General features: G+C 73.9%; 10 protein-coding genes and 1 pseudogene. All 11 read left to right on the plus strand.

What is annotated here, in order from left to right:
- Positions 1 to 121 precede the first annotated feature (121 nt).
- On the plus strand, positions 122 to 2,710 hold the full coding sequence (locus ACFUJR_RS12880) for a polynucleotide kinase-phosphatase (RefSeq protein WP_383170376.1): 2,589 nt from the start codon (positions 122 to 124) through the stop codon (positions 2,708 to 2,710).
- 250 nt (positions 2,711 to 2,960) lie between these two features.
- Positions 2,961 to 3,683, plus strand: a complete 723-nt coding sequence (locus ACFUJR_RS12885) for a Crp/Fnr family transcriptional regulator (RefSeq protein ID WP_383170377.1) — start codon at positions 2,961 to 2,963, stop codon at positions 3,681 to 3,683.
- 70 nt (positions 3,684 to 3,753) lie between these two features.
- Positions 3,754 to 4,539 (plus strand): hypothetical protein, encoded by a 786-nt coding sequence (locus ACFUJR_RS12890; protein WP_383170379.1) that lies wholly within the window; start codon positions 3,754 to 3,756, stop codon positions 4,537 to 4,539.
- Positions 4,536 to 6,935, plus strand: coding sequence for a hypothetical protein (locus ACFUJR_RS12895; protein ID WP_383170380.1), 2,400 nt, complete (start codon positions 4,536 to 4,538; stop codon positions 6,933 to 6,935). Before ACFUJR_RS12890 ends, ACFUJR_RS12895 begins: the two co-directional genes overlap by 4 nt.
- Positions 6,932 to 8,128 (plus strand): hypothetical protein, encoded by a 1,197-nt coding sequence (locus tag ACFUJR_RS12900; RefSeq protein WP_383170383.1) that lies wholly within the window; start codon positions 6,932 to 6,934, stop codon positions 8,126 to 8,128. Before ACFUJR_RS12895 ends, ACFUJR_RS12900 begins: the two co-directional genes overlap by 4 nt.
- Before the next feature lie 16 nt (positions 8,129 to 8,144).
- Positions 8,145 to 8,453 (plus strand): hypothetical protein, encoded by a 309-nt coding sequence (locus tag ACFUJR_RS12905; protein WP_383170385.1) that lies wholly within the window; start codon positions 8,145 to 8,147, stop codon positions 8,451 to 8,453.
- Entirely contained in the window at positions 8,450 to 9,007 is a 558-nt protein-coding gene (locus ACFUJR_RS12910) for a Pycsar system effector family protein (protein ID WP_383170387.1), read from the plus strand. Before ACFUJR_RS12905 ends, ACFUJR_RS12910 begins: the two co-directional genes overlap by 4 nt.
- Positions 9,008 to 9,013: 6 nt before the next feature.
- Positions 9,014 to 11,575, plus strand: a complete 2,562-nt coding sequence (locus ACFUJR_RS12915) for a VWA domain-containing protein (protein ID WP_383170388.1) — start codon at positions 9,014 to 9,016, stop codon at positions 11,573 to 11,575.
- A 37-nt stretch (positions 11,576 to 11,612) separates the two neighbouring features.
- Entirely contained in the window at positions 11,613 to 14,969 is a 3,357-nt protein-coding gene (locus ACFUJR_RS12920) for a tubulin-like doman-containing protein (protein ID WP_383170390.1), read from the plus strand.
- Positions 14,966 to 17,404 carry a hypothetical protein gene (locus tag ACFUJR_RS12925; RefSeq protein ID WP_383170392.1) on the plus strand — a complete coding sequence of 813 codons (2,439 nt, stop codon included), beginning with the start codon at positions 14,966 to 14,968 and terminating at the stop codon, positions 17,402 to 17,404. The genes ACFUJR_RS12920 and ACFUJR_RS12925 overlap by 4 nt, the downstream gene beginning before the upstream one ends.
- Positions 17,401 to 18,509: pseudogene (locus tag ACFUJR_RS12930) on the plus strand (hypothetical protein); the annotation flags it as partial. The gene ACFUJR_RS12925 and the pseudogene ACFUJR_RS12930, both read left to right, overlap by 4 nt.

The raw sequence follows: 18,509 nt of genomic DNA on the forward strand, positions 1-18,509 counted from the left end.
GCGTCGGGTTCACCCCCGTCGGCCCGGACGACCCCGAGGTGGGCCCGCCCACGCAGATGGCCGTCTTCACCCAGAACGCCGACATCACCCCGGCCACCGCGACCCCGAAGGAGGAGCAGGCATGACCACCGAGACCACCGCCGCCACCGCCACCACAGGCGGCCGCAGGCTGCCCGTCACCGACCTGTCCCTCGTGGTCCTGATCGGTGCGAGCGGCTCCGGCAAGTCCACTTTCGCGCGCCGCCACTTCAAGCCCACGCAGGTCATCTCCTCCGACTTCTGCCGCGGCCTGGTCGCCGACGACGAGAACGACCAGAGCGCCAGCAGGGACGCCTTCGACGTCCTGCACTACATCGCCGGCAAGCGCCTGGAGGCGGGCCGGCTGACCGTCGTCGACGCCACCAACGTCCAGCAGGAGGCCCGGCGTCAGCTCGTGCAGCTGGCCCGGCAGCACGACGTCCTGCCGATCGCGATCGTCCTCGACCTCCCCGAGGAGGTCTGTCTGGCGCGGAACGCGGCCCGCCCCGACCGTGCGGACATGCCCCGCCACGTCGTCCAGCGGCACCGCCGTGAGCTGCGGCGCTCGCTGCGTGGCCTGGAGCGTGAGGGCTTCCGCAAGGTGCACGTCCTGCGCGGCGTCGAGGAGGTGGAGGCGGCCGAGATCGTCCTGGAGAAGCGGTTCAACGACCTGCGTCACCTCACCGGCCCCTTCGACATCATCGGTGACATCCACGGCTGCCACTCCGAGCTGGAGACCCTGCTCGGCAGGCTCGGTTACGTCGACGGCCACCACCCCGAGGGGCGTACGGCCGTCTTCGTCGGCGACCTCGTCGACCGCGGGCCCGACAGCCCCGGCGTCCTGCGCCGGGTGATGGGGATGGTCGCGGCCGGGGACGCCCTCTGCGTGCCCGGAAACCACGAGAACAAGCTCGGCCGCTGGCTCAGGGGCCGCAAGGTCCAGGAGACCCATGGCCTCGCCGAGACCATCGAGCAGCTGGGACGGGAGAGCGAGGAGTTCAGGGCCGAGGTCGGGGCGTTCATCGACGGGCTCGTCAGCCACTACGTACTCGACGAGGGCAGGCTCGTCGTCTGCCACGCCGGTCTGCCGGAGAAGTACCACGGCCGGACCTCCGGCCGGGTGCGCTCGCACGCCTTGTACGGGGACACGACCGGAGAGACCGACGAGTTCGGCCTCCCGGTGCGCTACCCGTGGGCGGAGGAGTACCGCGGCCGGGCCGCCGTCGTCTACGGTCACACGCCCGTCCCGGACACCTCGTGGGTCAACAACACGATCTGCCTGGACACCGGGGCCGTCTTCGGCGGGAAGATGACCGCGCTGCGCTGGCCGGAGCGCGAACTCGTCGACGTGCCCGCGGAGAAGGTCTGGTACGAGCCGGCCCGGCCGCTCGTCACCGAGGCGCCCGGCGGCCGCGAGGGGCGCCCGCTCGACCTCGCCGACGTGCACGGACGCCGGATCGTGGAGACCCGGCAGATGGGCAACGTCTCCGTACGGGAGGAGAACGCGGCGGCGGCCCTGGAGGTCATGAGCCGTTTCGCGGTCGATCCCCGGCTGCTCGCCTACCTGCCGCCGACCATGGCGCCGACCGCGACCTCGAAGGAGGACGGCTACCTGGAGCACCCGGCGGAGGCCTTCGCCCAGTACAGGGCGGACGGTGTCGAGCAGGTCGTGTGCGAGGAGAAGCACATGGGCTCGCGGGCCGTCGCCCTGGTCTGCCGGGACGAGCAGACGGCGCGCGAGCGGTTCGGGGTCACCGGAGTGACCGGCGCCCTGCACACCCGTACCGGACGGCCCTTCTTCGACGAACCCGAGGTCACCGAGCAGGTCCTGGAGCGGCTGCGCTCGGCGATCACCGCCGCCGGGCTCTGGGACGAGCTCGCGGCGTCGGACGGCGCATCCGGCGCGGCGGACTGGCTGCTGCTCGACGGCGAACTGATGCCGTGGTCGCTGAAGTCGGCGGGGCTGCTGCGCTCGCAGTACGCGGCGGTCGGTGCGGCCTCCCGTGCCGTCTTCCCCGGCGTGCTCGGCACGCTGGAGCAGGCGGCGGCGCGAGGGGTGAGCGGGGTGGACGCGCTCCTCGCCGAGCAGCGCGAACGGGCGGCCGACGCCGAGGCGTTCACCGAGGCGTACCGCCGGTACTGCTGGCCGACGCAGGGTCTTGAGGGCGTGCGCTTCGCACCGTTCCAGATCCTCGCCGTGCGGGGGCGCTCGCTCGCGGCCGTGCCGCACGACGAGCAGCTCGAGTGGCTCGACCGGATGACCGACGCCGACCCGTCCGGTCTGCTGCAGCGCACGCGACGGCTCGTGGTGGACACGGGCGACGAGGCGTCGGTACAGGCCGGTGTCGACTGGTGGCTGGAGATGACGGGGGCGGGCGGCGAGGGCATGGTGGTCAAGCCGCTCTCCGCGCTCGTGCGCGGTGCGGGCGGCCGGCTCGTCCAGCCGGGCGTGAAGGTCCGCGGCCGTGAGTACCTCCGGATCATCTACGGTCCGGAGTACACCCGCCCGGAGAACCTGGAGCGCCTGCGCAACCGCTTCCTCGGGCACAAGCGGTCGCTCGCGCTGCGTGAGTACGCGCTCGGCCTGGAAGCGCTGGACCGGCTGGCCGAGGGCGAGCCGCTCTGGCGGGTGCACGAAGCCGTGTTCGCCGTGCTCGCACTGGAGTCCGAGCCGGTGGATCCACGCCTCTGACCGTGGCGGCACGGGGGCGCAGGGGGCTGGATTGTTGCGCTCCCCTGCGCCCCTCGTGCTCGTTGACGGGCCTCTTCGGCACCCCCTAGCGTTCTTCACCCCACGACGTGACGCAGCGTCAATACCGTGACTGCGTATAACACTTGAGGTGGGGTCACACACACGCGAGAGCGCAGGCGAGTGCGGTTCGTCCCGTGGTCGTCACGACCGCGAGGGCGGCCGCGCGGGCGAGGGGCGGGGGTGAGCGACGATGGGTCTTTTCGGCCAGGACCGCTCGTTCCTCCACGCCCTGCCCGAGCGGGACCGCCGGGCGCTCCTCACCGAGGGCACGCCCCGCGCCTACGAACCCGGCGAGGTGATGATCCGGGAGCGGGACACCTCCGCGTACGTCCTCGCGCTGACGGCGGGCTGGTCCGTCGTCTCCGTGGAGACCGAACGCGGCACCCGCCTCATCCTCGCCCTGCGCGGCGCCGGCGAGGTCGTCGGCGATCTCGCCGCCGTCGACATGCGGCCCCGTAGCGCCACCGTCACGGCGCTCGGCCGCGTCGAGGCCGTGGCCGTCTCCGGCGACCGGTTCCGCCACTTCCTCGCCGCGCACCCGCACGCCACCGCGTTGATCATGCGCCAGCTCTCGGCCCGGCTGCGCAGCTCCGACGTCGAGCGCCGCTCCCTCGCCTCCGAGACGGTGCTCCAACGACTCGCCGCCCGCCTCGTCGAACTGGCCGAGCGGGCGGGCCGACGCGCCGACGCCGGGACCGTACTCGAACTCCCGCTGCCGCAGCACGACCTGGCGGCGGCCATAGGGGCCACCCGGGAGGCGGTCGCCAAGGCGCTCCGGCTGCTGCGGGAACAGGACGTCGTCCGTACCGCGAACCGCCGGGTCGTCGTCATCGACATGCCCGTCCTGCTCCTGCTGGCGCAGGGCCGATCACCCCACACGAAAACGGCGGAGAAACCTCCGCCCGGTGTGTAAACGACTACATCGCCGGCCGCCGCGCGCGGCCAGGCTTGACCCGTCACCACGGCACACACAGGGAGTCCCAGTGAGCAGTGCGGGAGCGAGCGCGGGAGCGATCCACCGGCTGGTCGTCTTCGGCGACGCCGTCGGATCCGGCACCTTGGGCATGGACGCGAAGAAGCTGATGCGCTCCGCCATGTACGGGGCGTTCGGCGAGGCGTACGCCGCCATCGGCGTCGAGCCCGGCGCCGTCCATCAGGAGGACCGCGGCGACGGCATCCTCGGGGCGCTCCGCCCCGACGTGCCTCCGACGTTCGTCGTCGGACGGTGGATCGACACCCTCTACGAGAGTCTGCGCGAGCACAACGCCGGGCGCCGCGACCGGCTGCGGATGCGGGTCGGCATCAACGCGGGCCTGGTCCTGGAGGACGGTCACGGTCTGGTCGGACGGGCGGTCGACCTCGCCTGCCGGCTCTGCGACAGCCCCACGGCCAAGCAGATCATGACCGACGCGCCCGACGCCGATCTGCTCGTCGTCGTCTCGGACTGGCTCTACGCCAACGTGGTCGTCGAGGGCGGCCGTTACGTCGAACCGGCGCACTACCGGCAGGCCCGGGTGCGCTCCAAGGAGACCGACGAGACGGCCTGGTTCCACATCCCCCGCAGGCCGGCGCCACCGCTGCCCGGCCCGGACGCGGGGGATCCACGGACGGGCGGTGGGCCGGCGCGGGGGGACGGCCCACCGCCCATCGAAAGCAGGCGCTACAACGCGGGCCGTGACCTCAACGTCTTCGAGGGCAACACGATCCACGGTGGCATCACCGGCATCCGGAACGACCGCCCCGCCTCCCGCGGCGAGGGGGAGGCATGAGCGACGACGCGGGCGCGCACGAGGACGTACGGGACGACGGCCCGTCGTCCGGAGGCGGCGGCGACAGGCCGGACGCGGACCGGGCCGGCACCGACCGGGCGGGATCCGACCGCGCGGGATCCGACCGGGCCGGCTCCGACCGTGCGGGCTCGGACCGGGCCGGCCCCGACCGGGGCGACGGGGCGGGCGAACAGCAGCCCGAGGCCAACCCCTTCGAGCGGGCGGGACGCAGCCCGGTCGACGGTCCCGGCGGCACCGGCGGGGCCGGCACGGCACGCGCCGCCCTGCGCACCCTCGCCCGCCGGCCCGCCGGCCGCACCTACGAGATCGGCGGCGACGGCCAGATCTTCGAGGGCAACCAGTGGATCACCCAGTTCTGGGCGGGCACCCGTCCCGACCTGGTCCAGGGTGCGGTACCGCGGGAGACCCTCCAGCACCTGGACGAGGTGTACCGCGAAGTACCCGGCTACGCGCGGATGAAGGCCCTCCTGCGCGGCAACCGCCTCCTCGTCCTCTGCGGCGAACCCGGCAGCGGCCGCAAGGCCACCGCCCTCGCCCTCCTCTCGGAACTCACCGACCACCGGGTCAACCGACTCGACCCCCGCCACCGCGTCGACGAGATCGACACCGACGCGCTGGAGCGGGGATGCGGCCACCTCCTGGAGCTGCCTCCCGACGACGGCCCGCAGGAGCACGAGCCGCACCGGGGCCACGACGAGCCCCGCGACCGGACCCGCCGTGGCCGCGTACGCCTCTCCGAGCTGCATCTCGACCGCTTCAGCGAGCAACTCCGCGGCCAGGAGGCGTACGGGGTCGTCCTCGTGGAGAGTGGCGACCTCGCCGACCGGCTGCTGCGCGGACGGTACGGGATGTACTGCCCGCCGCCGCCCTCCGACGAGGTTCTCCACCGCCATCTGCGGACCCTGCTGCGAGGCGAGCCCGAAGGAGCCCTCGACGGGGCGCGGGCGCTCGCCCGCCGCGCCGACGTGACCAAGGCCCTCGGCCTCGACGCGCTGCGCCCCCGCGAGGCCGCCCGGCTCGCCGACCACCTGGCCCGGCGGCAGAAGGAGGAGCTCACCGACGAGGAGCTCCTCGAGGACTGCTCGGCGTTCGTCCGTGCCCAGGCGCGCTCGTGGTTCGCCGGCGCGGACCGCCCCGGCACCCTGCCCGAGGCGCTGCCCGCGCTCAACGCCACAGCGTTCCGGATCGCCGTCGCCGTCTTCGACGGGTCGGCGTACAGCATCGCGGCCGAGGCCGCCGAACTCCTCACCTGGGAGCTCAGCACCACCCTCGACCCCGAACAGCCCGCCGGCCGACGCCTGTTCGGCACCCACGGCGACAGCCGCCCGGTCCTCGCCCGCTCCGTCCTGGAGGACGGCGAGCTCGACCTCGGCCCCGCCAAGGTCCCCGTCCGCGCCATCCGTTTCCAGGGCGACGCCCTGGCCACGGCCGTACTCGCCGAGATCTGGCACGGCTACCACAACGTGCGCGGCCCGGTCTCCCGCTGGCTCCGTACCCTCTGCCACGACCCGCGCCCCGAGGTGTGGGTCCGTGCCTCCATCGCCGCCGGCGTCCTCTGCTCCTGGGACTGGATCTACGGGTTCGGAGAGCTGATCGCCCCGATGGCGGCGATGGACACCCCCGTACCGCGGATGGCCGCCGCCACCGCGCTCGCCGAGGCCGCCCGCAACCCACGGGTGCAGCCGGCCGTCGTCGCCGTACTGAAGGACTGGGCGAACGACGGCGCGGACGAACTGCGCGACACCGTCCTGCTCACCCACGGCTACGTGCTGGCGGCCGGGACCGTCGGGGGCTCGCTCGACGCCCTCGCCCGCGTCGTACGCGGCCGCGAGGCCACCGACGTGGACGTCATCGGCACGGCCTCGTTCAGTGTCGTCCGGCTGCTCGCCTCGGGGGAGCCGGAGACGGTCACCCGGCGGATGACCGAGTGGCTCCGGGACGGCCGGATCAATCTGGCCAACCTGGTCCTCGTCTCCATGATCAACACGCTGACGTTCCGCACCACCCACCTGTGGGGACTGCGGGACGTGCCCGAGCTCGAACCGCACGCCGCCCGGCCGCTGCTCGTCGCCCTCCTCGCCACCCGGCCCGACCTCGCACCCCACCTCGCCGCGCTGCTGCGCCACACGCTCAGCACCGCGCGCTCGGGAGAGGCGGCCCTCGTCGGCCTCGGGAGCCTGCTGCGCCGCGCCGCGAAGGACGAGGAGGCGCTCGCCCACGTGTGCCGGCTGCTGCCGCTGCTCGGGGCCGGCCGCAGGGACCGCGACCGGCTGCGCGGACTGCTGAAGGAACTGGTCGGCGACCGTGACCGGCCGATGGACAGGCGCGCCGCGGGCCGGATGTGGGACGCCGTGGCAGAAGGAGCGGACCGATGAACGACCCCCGGAACCAGAACGGCGGCCTCGGCGCGGGGCGTGATCAGGGCAGGCGTGACGAGAGGGAGCGTGACGAGAGCAAGCGCGACGAGGGGAGGCGCGACGAGGGAAGGAGCGACGAGGGAAGGAGCGATCGGGGGAGGGCTGAGCGGGAACGGGGCGATCGGGCGAAGGACGATCAGAGGGAGCGCGAGAAGGGCGCGGGCCCGCTGATCCGCGAGGTCCCTCCCCCGTACAGGCGGACCAGCGGCGGGGTCGCGGCCGTGCTGCTCTACCGCAACGGCGGTCACCGCGTCATGTGGCCCGACCGCACCGAGGACACCAACAAGCCCATGCTGGGTTCGCCGTACACCGTCTTCGAGGTCCGTACCGGCCGCCACGTCACCGAGTTCGAGCTGAGTCTGCCCGCCTCCGGCGACGGCGTCTTCTTCAAGGCCGCCGCGCGGGTCCTGTGGGAGGTCGTGGACCCGCATCTCGTCGTGTCCCAACAGGTCTGGGACGTGGCCGAGTTGCTGCGTGACGACCTTCTGGACGGGCTGCGGGCGGTGTCCCGCCGGTTCCGGCTCACCGACGCCCAGCGCGCCGACGAGGCCGTACGCGACGAGCTGAGTTCCGGGCGCTTCAGCCTCGGCGGGGACCTCGGACTGCGCACCAGGGTCCTCGTCTTCATCGACCTGGACGACACCATCAAGGAGGAGATCGGCAAGCGGGACAGGGTCAGCGTGTCCATGCAGGTCGACGAGCGGGAGATCGAGCAGCGGCGCGCGAAGGAGCTGGGTGAGCGGCGGCTCGTCGCCGAGCGGGCGCGCGACCTCGAAGAGCTGTTGCGGCGCGGCGACCTTGCGCAGATCGCGCATCACATGGCGATGAACCCCGACAAGCAGTGGGACATCAGACGCGAGCTGCAGCACGAGAAGCGCGAGGGCCAGGCCGACTTCCTCGCGGTGTTCAACCGCCTGCTCGACACCGGTGTCCTGGAACGGCACGACATCGGCGAACCGATGTACCAGGTACTGGAGTTCCTGCGGGAGAGCACGGGGACGGTCCTCGGCGGTGTCGCCGGCCACGTCCTCAACCCGCCCGGCCCCGCGCGCGGAAGGGCGGCTCTGGACAGCGCCCGCCCCGAGCCCGCCCTGGCACGACGACACGCCGGAGTCCCGGAACGAGCCCCCTTGGGAGGACTCGGAGCGTGAGGAGGAGGAGCGGCCGGTGTACGAGCCGACCCGCGTCCAGTCGTCCTCGGAACGCGACCGCGACGACCGCGCCCGCCGCCGCTACCGGGACTTCGACGACCGCGACACCGACGACCGACGGTTCGACGCCCAGGACTTCGACGCCCAGGACCTCGACGACCGGGCCCGCGACGCCCATGACTTCGACGACCGGGCCCGTGACGACCGACGGTTCGACGACCGGGGCCGTGACGACCGGGCTCGTGACGACCGGGACCCCGGCGGCCGTGATCGCGGACCCTCCCGCCGCCCCAGCTCCGACTTCGACGACTGGGACACCGAATGACCGCACCGCCCCCGACCCCCACATCGAGCCCCACCCCCACACCCACCCCCACACCCACCTCGACCCCCGACACCGCGCCCGTCCCCGACACGGACGATCTCCGATTCATGGCCGAGCGGCTCCTGACGACCGTCCGCGAGGACATCGGCAGGGCCGACACCAAGGCGGCGATCCTGCTCTCCGGCGCCCTCGCCTTCCTGGCGGTGGTGTTCTCCCGCGACAGCGGTCCGCTGCCGTCCTCCGGCGCGGGTCTCGCCCTGCTGCTGGTGGCCGGGACGCTCTGGTCGGCCGGGGTCCTGATGCTCGTCGCGGTGGTCCTCCCGCGCACCCGCGTCCATGCCGACCGGACCCTGCTGCGCGAACTGACCGCGGGAACGAGCCCGGAAGCGCTCCGCGACCGGCTCACGGCGTCCGGCGGCGACGCCACCGACTGGCTCCTCGAACAGGCGAGCGTGCACGGTGTCGTGCTCGCCGCGAAATACCGATGGCTGCGGCTCAGCGTCTGCGCGCTCGCGCTCGGCGCCCTGCCGGCCCTCTTCAGCGGACTGTGGTGAGAGACAATGCAGTGGAGACACACCGGGGGCGTTCTGCTCCTCGCCGGGGCGCTGCTCGCGCTCCCCGGCCCGCTCGGCGGCCCCCTCGGCCCGCGCGCGGCGGACGCGGCGGCGCCGTGGGGGCCCACGGCCTCGGCGGCGGCTCCGGCCGAGGGCCCCGACCCCATCGACTTCGCCGTCGTCGTCGACCAGTCCAAGAGCCTCGCCGACAAGGACCTGGCCCTGGAGACCGAGGCGGCCGCCCTGCTCAGCCAGGGTGAGATATCCGAGCGCTCCCGGGCCGCCGTCATCGGATTCGGCAGCTCCGAGAAACCGGGCCAGTCCCCGGTGCACGAGGTGTGCCCGCTGACCGTCGCCGACGCGGCCGGCCGGCAGCGCCTCAGCGACTGCGTCCCGCAGCTGACCCGCCGGGACCCCGCCCGCATGGGCCCCGGAACCGACTTTCCGGCGGCGATCCGCCAGGCCGTCTCCCGGCTCACGGAGGACGGCCGCACGAACACGCCCAAGGTCGTCTTCCTCCTCACCGACGGCAGGCTCGACGTGGGCGACAGCCCCGAGTACGGCCCCGACAAGGCGAGCCGGCAGAGCAACGGTGAGAGGCGGCTCGCCGACGAACTCGCGCGGGCCCGGGCCGCGTCCGTGCAGATCTGGCCCCTGGGCTTCGGCGGCGAGATCGACAGGAGCGCGCTCACCGCCATGGCCGAGGGCGGCTACCGGGGCAGCTGCGCCGACGTCCCCGGCGCCGTCCCGCGGATGCGGGTGGTCGACACCGCGGCCGGCATCGACAAGGCGCTCCAGGAGACGTTCGCGGCGGCCCGCTGCGCCCGGATCGCCCACGGCACGGTCGGCAAGCCGCCGGCCGACCTCTCCGTCACCATCCCGCCGATCGCCACCGACGGCTCGCTCACGGTCGGCAAGCACGACCCCAAGGTGCGGGTGACGTACTACGACCCGAGCGGCCGCAAGGTCCCCACCCAGGGCGAGTTCGACGGCTCCAGCTTCGAGGTCAGCGGGCAGGACGGGCCGGTCGAGGCGCTGCGCGTCAAGAACCCGATGCCCGGCCGCTGGCGCGTCCACATCGAGGCGCCGGAGGGCCACCGGGACCGCGAGGTCGCCGTACGCGCGCTCTGGCAGGGCCGGCTGCGCTCCGAGGTCGTCCTCGACCCCGCCTCGCCGCGCGCCGGCGAGGAGGTCGTCGTGGCCGTGCGGATGCAGACCCGGCGCGGGGTCGTCATCACCGACCCCAGGCAGCTGGAGGGAGTGAAGGTCTCGGCCGTGCTCAGCGGCGCCGGGTTCAGCCCCGTCACCGTCGCCCTCGCCGACGACGGGCGCGCGCCCGACGTCCGCGCGGGCGACGTGCGGTTCACGGGCCGGACGACCGTCCCCGCCACCGCCACCGGCGACCTGGAGCTCGTCACGGACATGGCGGCGCCCGGGGTCACCTCCGACCACCGCCCGCTGCACGCCCGTACGACCCAGGGCGCTCCGGCCGTCACCGCGGGGATCACCGTCGACCGGGTGACGGTTCACCCGGGAGACACCGTGCGGGCCACCCTGAACGTCACCAACAACGACAGCGTCCCGCACAACCTGCGCCTCGCTCTGGCGGACCAGGCGGCCGGGTCCGAACTCAAGCTGTCCCGGACGGCGGTCACCGCCGAGGCGGGCCGGAGTACCCGGTTCGACTTCACGGTCGCGGTCGGGCACGGCACGCCCGTCGGCGAGCTGGGCGGCCGGCTCGCGGTCCTGGACACCGGGGACGCCGACCGCACCCTCGACACCGCCTTCTTCGACGTACGGGTCGAGGCGGCGCCCACCTGGTGGGACCTCTGGTGGTGGGCGGTCATGACAGGGGCGGCGCTCCTCCTGCTGGCCGGGCTGGTCATCGCCGTCCGGCGCGCGGCGGCGGGGCGCCTCAAGGACCTCACCGGTGTCCGGCTCGAACTCCTCCGCGACGGCACCCTCCTCAGTTCGGTCACCGTCCGCAGGGGCCAGAGCGCCGGGGGCGAGTACCTCTTCACGATCGAGGAGGCGCGCGGTGCGGCCCCGGCGTTGCGCCGGGCCCGCAGCGCCTCCTCGGCCCACCGTCTGCGCCGGACGGGAAGCGGCGAGATGCTGCTGCGTCCGCACGGGGGACGGGAGTTCGGCCTGCGCCCGGGGGTGCCGGCCGGGCTCGACGCCTTCGAGTTCGTCGCCATCGGCGGCGACGGGCGCCGCCCGGGCCGTACCGACGGCACGGGGCGCGGCACCGGGCGTACGGACGGAACGGGCCGGTCCTCGGGTCCGGCCCGCCCGAACCGTGGTGGTGGCGGTGGCGGTGGCGGTAACGGCGGTGGTGGATGGAGCGACCGGTTCCGGCGCGGCTCCACCACACCCGGCGACCGCGACCGTGACGGGGCACGTGACCGCGACCGGGCACGTGACCGCGACCGGGCACGTGACCAGGACCGTGCCCGCGACCGGGCACGTGACCAGGACCGTGCCCGCGACCGGACTCGTACCGCCGGCGCGGACGAAGGCCGCGCCGAGCAGCCCGCACCCAGCAGCCAATGGGACCCGAACTTCTGAACCGGCCCACGCACGACGGGTCTCAAAGGGAGAGAACATGAAGATCTACCAGCCCATGCTCTTCGTCGGCCTCGGCGGCACCGGCGGACGCATCGGCAGCGAACTGGAACGGAGCCTGCGCAGAGAGCTGTGCGGCCCGGACGGCACCGACCTCGTCGACGGGGGCAAGCGGCTGCCGTTCCAGTTGCCCGAGTGCCTCCAGTTCGTCTACGCCGACTTCAGCGAAGGCGATCTGCTTCGCCAGCCGCAGTTCCGTGCCAAGGGGGCCGAGAACCAGGCCTTCGCCCGAACGTCCAGGATGGTCCGCGACCTGCTGCCGGCCGAGTTCGACTCCTCGCCCGACGTGACCCGCATGCTGCGGATCGCCCTGCACGAGGAGACCCGGTCGTGGCTGCCGCCCCAGGCCCGTCAGCCCCGGGTCGCCCCGCTGCACGACGGCGCGGGCCAGCTGCCGACGGTCGGCCGTGCCGCGCTCTTCGCGACCATGCGCTCCGGCATCGAACCGGTCCTGCGTCAACTGCGCGAGGCCATCAGCGCGATCGGGACCGCCGCGGGCGACCTCCAGCGGGTCGGCGGCGGACGCATCCGGGGCTGTGACGTCTTCGTCGCCTTCTCGGTGGCCGGCGGCACCGGCGCCGGGATCTTCTACGATTTCCTCCACCTCATCGGGCACGAGTTCCGCAACGCCAAGGTGCGCGGGGTGAAGATCTACCCGCTGGTCGTCATGCCCTCCGCGTTCCCGCCCGAGGCCGGCGGCGGCCGCGAGGCCGAACTGAACGCGGCCCGCGCGCTGGTGGACCTCTCGCGGCTCGTCGACGACCAGAACGTGCCGAACGCCCTCGACGAACTCGGCGACGTACACCAGCGGGGCCGGATCAGCGTCCACTACCCGGGCGAGGGCGTCGTCGCGCTGCGGTCCTCCACCGTGCAGACCGCGTTCCTGTTCTCCAAGCCCGCCGTCATCCGCCCCGAGGACCTGCGCCGCTCCATCACCGCAATGGTGATGTCCCTCATCGGCACCGAACTCGGCGAGGACACCGGCGGGAACAACCGTGGCGACGACGACTACCAGTCCTTCGCCGCGAGCTTCGTCAACAAGAGCGTGGAACGCTCCACTCCCGCCCGTACCGGCATCGGCTACCGCGGTATGTCCACCAGCCTCGCCGCGTCCCTCACCGTGCCGATCGACGACCTCGCCGAGATCGTCGCCGCCCGCCTCCTCGCGCAGGCCGTCCGCGGCATGACCGAGAAGGCCCGCAGGCCCGCCTCCGAAGCCCCCGATCTCGTACGGGAGCTCTTCAACCGCTCCGGCGTCGGCCGCCTGTGGACCCGCGAGGGCCTCGACGTGCCCGTGCCGGAGGAGGTCCCGCGGGGGAGCCGGGCCATCACCAAGGCGCTCAACGACCGCCTCGGCGACATGGAGGACTCGCTCGAACGGCTCGCGGGCAATCTGGAGCGCGAGGTCCCGCGCCTGGTCGAGGAGTTCAAGCCCGGTGCAGGAGTACGTGAACTGCTCGACAAGGTGGGCCCCTTCCAGCTGGAGGCCGTCCTGAACGGGCTGCCGGGCCATCCCGACCGGGTGGCGAGGGAGGGGTTCACCGGCATGCTCGACAACCGGCGCGACGAACCCGAACGGCCCGGCCACATCCAGGCCTCGGCGCCCGTCATCCCGCACATCAAGCGCAGCGCCGCCGGGCTCGTACCGGCCCGGTGGGGCGACCCCGACGTCCAGGACGCGCTCCACGACCAGGACGACTGGTACCGGTGGCGTTCCCGGAAGCTGTGGCACCACGGCTGGCAGGAGGGCGAGCCGCAGTGGCGGGACCCGCTGCACCGGATCGTCCACGACCTCGGCGAGCTGACCAAGGCGCTGCGCGCCCACGAGCAGGACGAGGGCCGGCTCTTCGCCGACCGCAGGCGGGAGCTCTACCGCGACGACCGCACCGGCGTCGCCTACCTCCTGCCCCCGCAGAACAGCCTGCGGGCCTTCTACGACGACGTCCTCGACCGGCTCGCGCAGAGCGAGCGGCTGCCCGAGAACGTCGACGCCGCCACACTCCTGGGCCGGCTGGTCCGGCCCGAGGACTGGCGCTCCGCCCTGGACGCCGTCCGCCGCTCGCCCGGCGCCCCGGTCAAGGAGATCAAGCAGGTCGTCGAACAGCGCGTGAAGCGGCTCTTCGGCGAGGCCAACGAGGACCGGTACACGCGCCCGCTGCTGCCCTCGATGGAGCTGTTGCTGCGCGCCGCGTCCGGTGACGAGGCGGCCGAGTCGAAGATCGACGTCCGCTGGCTGGAGCAGTTCCGCTCCGGGCTCGCCGGGCTGCTCCCCGTGGGCTTCAGCCCGGACGGCGGCGGTCCCCTGAAGATCCTCATCGTCCATCCGGCGAGCGAGTCCGACTCCCGCGCGGCCGACTACCTCTCCGAGGCGCTCAACCTGCCGCCGGGTGCGACACGGGAGTACCGGGCCGTGGACACCGACTCCATCACCGTCGTCCTCTTCCGCAGCGGGATGAACCTGACCGACATCTCCGAGGTGCGCGGTGTGCTCAAGCTCTGGGCCGAAGCACGGGACTCGGCGGGCGAGGACGACTTCCTGCACTGGCGTCAGCGGCTCGGCTACCAGGACGACTGGCTGGTCTCCACCGAGGAGGACCGGCAGCGGATCCTGCACCGGCTGCTGAACGCGATGTGGAACGGCCACATCAGGATCCAGGGACCCGCCGACTCCCCGGAACTCGTCCGCATCCGGCTCCAGGAGGGCGAGTCCGCGACCATGTCCCTCCGCCTGGAGGGCTTCGACGGGGCGCTCTCCAGCTGGGCCGGGCTGCTGCGCGCGTACGAGCAGTGGGCGCTGCTCGACGAGGGCGAGATCATCGAGGTGTTCTGCGAACGGCTCATGAAGTCCCTGCCCCGGGGGCTCGGTCACGTCCCCTCGGACCCGTCGCCGCTCTTCGTCCACCTCGTCGAGAAGGTCGTCCCGCACCAGCTGGTGCTGCTCGACCGGCTGAGTGACGAGTACGAGGAGAGGGACGCGGAGTGGCTGATGCCGCTGCGGCACTTCTGGACGGAGACGTTCCCGGCCGCCATGAAGCGGCGGTTCTCCGGGGCCGGTCATCCCGTGAGGGCCAGCCTGCAGGCCCTCTTCGACCGGTACGTCCAGGGCCGGGCGCAGGCGGCCGAGCAGGCGGTGCGGCCGACGCGGGTGCCGGCGCAGGCACAGCCCGCCGAGCCGCAGGAGGCCGTGTTCCCGGCGGCGTACGACCGCGCGCCCGAGCCGGCGTACGACCTCGAGCCGGCGTACGACCGCGCGCCCGACCCGGTGGACAAGCCCGCGCCCGCGCAGGCGCCCGAGGACGTCCGTTACCCCTGGGACCTGGACGGTGAGGAGGAGTGAGCCCCCGCGCGACCCCCGAACATCCGGTACCCGGCAACGCCGTGTGCCTCGACCTGAGGGCCCCGCTGCACGACCCCGACGGCGTGGTGCGCGCCGCCCTGGACGTTCCGCAGCCCGTGGGCGACCGCCGCTTCCTCGTCCTCGACGACGCCGACCAGCTCGTCGCCCACCAGCTCCTCCACGAACGCCTCTCGTCCCACGGCCCCGCCCGGATCGTCTGCCTGGCCGTCGGCACCCCGGGGCAGCGCAGCCTGCGCCGGTCCCTCACCCTGCGCCCGCCCAACGCCGGGGTGCTCTGGCTGCTCGACGACCCGGACGACGACGCGCTGCGCCCGCTGGTGGACGTCCTGTCCGGTCCCGAGGTGTTCAAGGCCGTGCTCGAAGCGCTCGCGGACGTCGTGCACGGCGTGGCCGTCCCCGCCGCCCGGGTCCTGGAGCACGACCTGACCGACGAGGCACGCGCGCGCTCCTGGCGGCAGGCGGTGGAGGGGCTGGCCGGACCGGACGTCCCCGCCCAGGCGCCCGCCGCGAAGGGCGCCCCCGCCGAACTCGCCGCGCTCCTCGACGAGTCCGTCCCGCCCTCCCTCGCCGATCACGCGTGGCTCCCCGCCCACGGCCGGGCCGGGGGCCTTCTGCTCACCTGCGAGGAGGCCCTGGACGACGCCGTCGAGGGCTACACCCGGGTGCGCGGCCCGGCCGGGTTCCTCACCGCCTCCGGCCGGTCGCTCGATCTGCCGGGCGACATCGAGCGGCTGGCCGACTCCCTGCGACGGTTCCGTACCGCCGTCGCCGACGCGTTCACCGCGGCGGGCGGCTCCCGGCTCACCGCCGAGCACCGGGGGCACCTGCGCGACCGGGGCATCGAACTGCCCGAGATGCCACGGGAGATCTCGCGCGCGGGGATCGTCCCGGCCCTGCGCGACCACACGTACGAGCTGATCGGCAGAGGGCTTCCGCTCCGCTCGGTCGCCGCGCGGCTCGCCGCGCTCTCGACGCGTACCGCTCCGGCGGGCAGCGCCGCCCGGCTCGTCCGGCTCGACGAGATCTGCTCCTCGGACGAGGTGAACCGCATCGCCGCGCAGCACTTCTTCACGGCCGGCGGCTCGCGTCCCGTGGCCGCCGCGACGACCGGCGTCCTCGCCCTCCTCGCCGGACTCTGGCCGCTCGTCGGCTGGGTCCTCGGCCCCGCCGTCGGGGTGCTGGCCGCCGTCCTCGCCCATCTCATGCAGCGACGCAGGCCCAACCGCTCACCCGACGGCCGGTTCGACGGAGGCGGGAGCACGGGCACCGCGCCCCGGCTCGTCGGCGGCCTCGTCGGCGGGGCGGCGGGAGCGGCCGTCGGCCAGGCTCTCGCCCTCCCGCTCTGGGCGGGCGCGGTGGCCGCGACCGTGGCCGTGGCCGTCGTCCTGACACTCGCCCTGCGGGACTGGACGCGGGCCGTGGACGACTGGTGGGCCCGGGCGGACCCGGAGCGTGCCGGGACCGTACTGAGGGAGATCCACCAGCTCGTGATCCGGACCGCCGTGCACGACTGGCTCTTCGCCGACGTGCGCCACCACTGCTCGGACGGCGCCGGGGCGGTCGCACGGCTGCTGCGGAGCCTGGCCACGACGGCCGACACGTACGCGTACGGCACGGGCCGGGAGTACGCGTACGACCCCGGCCCCGGACCCACGGGGCCCGCGCCGGGCGGGGACGCGGCCTGGAGCTGGCATGACTGGGACGACAGCGCGGGCGACGACCTCCCGTCCGAGACACCCGGCGGGCCCGGCCTCTCCGAAGGACCGGACGGCCCCGACCCCCGGGCGCGAAAACCCGCCTCCCCCGGTCAAGTCCCCCCGCCGCGGTCGGGCGTGGACTCCCCGTCGCCCGCCTGGCTGGAACGCCGGCACGGTGACGGCGGTCCCGCGCTCGTGGACACCCTCGTCGCCGACCTCGTCGAGGGCACCGTCCGTATTCTCGACGGCTGTTGGGCGGGGATCGAACGCGATCCGGCCCACGCAGGCCGGCCGGCGCTCGACGAACGGCTGACCGAGCTGCTCGACGAGACCCGCGTCCGCCTGGAGCGGGACGTCGCGGCCTCCCCGCCACCCGGCGGAGCGACCCGGCGCGAGCGCCCCGACGCGGCGCGGCTCACCGGCGTCGCCCCGGACGCGGTCGCCCGGCTGATCGCCGATGACGACCCCGACCTCGCGGTGCCGATGTGCGGCCCCGAGCATCTGCGGCTCCTCTCGCACGACCCCTCCTCCGTCCGCCAGGTCCGCTTCGTACCGGAGACGATGCGCCGCGGGGCGACGGGCGACGACATCTGGCGGGGCACCGCCGAGGACGTGGAGTGGACGGGCGGGGGACGCCACGCCGGTGTCCTGCGGCTCGTACCGCTGCGCCCGGACGTGGTGCGGATCGTCAGAGCCGAGGAGGCGGGGGCGCCATGACCGACCCACAGGCACAGCAACAACACGATCCTTACGAGGAGTTGGAGTTCACCACCCACCTTGAGGAGTCGATCCGCTTCGCCGTCCGCTACGGCGAGGACCGCAGACCGTCCGGCCGCCCCGGTGTCCTCGCCCGCGAGGTCACGCTCAGCGCCGGATGGCCGGTGGTCCAGTTCCGCCTGCCTCCCTCGGCACAGGCGGACCCGCACGCCTACGACATGCTCGAACGGGAGGTCGCGGCCGCCGTCGCGATCGAACGGCGCTACGGAGCGGAGAAGTTCGGTGAGGTCTTCACCCGGGTGATCGGCTTCGACCTGGGGTGCGCGGAGCCCTTCGTGCTCTACCGGCTGCCCGTCGGCGCCCCGCTCGCCGAGTGCGCCGGGCGCCTCGGCGGCGACGAGCAGCAACGGATCGTCGCCCAACTCGCCCTCGCCGTACGCCTTCTGAGTGAACTCGACCTGGTGCACCGGGCGATCGCCCCCGACACCGTGAGGTGGGACGGCACCCATGTGCGGCTGTGCGAGCCGTACGCGGCGCTGCGCGACGGGGAGGCGCGCGCGGTCTTCGGCGCCGCGCCGTGGGCCTCGCCCGAGCAGCGCGCGGGCCGCGGAACCGCCGACACCCGCGACGACCTGTGGTCGGTGGGCCGCATCGGGTACTTCCTCCTCTCCGGTCAGCCCGACCGGGGGGACGGCCCGCCCGAGGACCTCGGCGACTACCGCCGGCTCGCGGCGCTCGAACACAGCGGGCTCTTCGCTCCGGAGGCGGCCTCCCGGCCGTCGCCCGCCGAACTGCTGCGGCTGCTGCACGTCCCCGATCCGCTCGCCACCGCCGTCGGTGCCGCCGATCCGCTCAGCCGGGGCCGCGCCGAGTTCGACGCCCGACTGGCCCGCAAACGCGAGCTGTCGGGGGCGGCCGGGGCGACGGTGCCGGGCGCGGTGGGCGCCGGGACGCAGGAGGCGCCCGTACGGGAGGGGCCGCGCAACCCCTACGACCTGGTGCAGGGGGGGGGAGGAGCTCGGGGGCGGGGCGCCCGGCGGCGTTGCTTTAGCGAAAAAGGAGCGAAGGAAACAACTCTACCCCCCCCCCCCCCCCCCCCCCCACC

It is taken from the genome of Streptomyces sp. NPDC057271 (assembly GCF_042668715.1).
In the GTDB taxonomy this organism is placed as follows: domain Bacteria; phylum Actinomycetota; class Actinomycetes; order Streptomycetales; family Streptomycetaceae; genus Streptomyces.

Bases quoted from the DNA above. Each gene is read 5' to 3' on its own strand.
- ACFUJR_RS12880 (WP_383170376.1), top strand. From the start codon at position 122: ATGACCACCGAGACCACCGCCGCCACCGCCACCACAGGCGGCCGCAGG.
- ACFUJR_RS12885 (WP_383170377.1), top strand. From the start codon at position 2,961: ATGGGTCTTTTCGGCCAGGACCGCTCGTTCCTCCACGCCCTGCCCGAG.
- ACFUJR_RS12895 (WP_383170380.1), top strand. From the start codon at position 4,536: ATGAGCGACGACGCGGGCGCGCACGAGGACGTACGGGACGACGGCCCG.
- ACFUJR_RS12900 (WP_383170383.1), top strand. From the start codon at position 6,932: ATGAACGACCCCCGGAACCAGAACGGCGGCCTCGGCGCGGGGCGTGAT.
- ACFUJR_RS12910 (WP_383170387.1), top strand. From the start codon at position 8,450: ATGACCGCACCGCCCCCGACCCCCACATCGAGCCCCACCCCCACACCC.
- ACFUJR_RS12915 (WP_383170388.1), top strand. From the start codon at position 9,014: ATGCAGTGGAGACACACCGGGGGCGTTCTGCTCCTCGCCGGGGCGCTG.
- ACFUJR_RS12920 (WP_383170390.1), top strand. From the start codon at position 11,613: ATGAAGATCTACCAGCCCATGCTCTTCGTCGGCCTCGGCGGCACCGGC.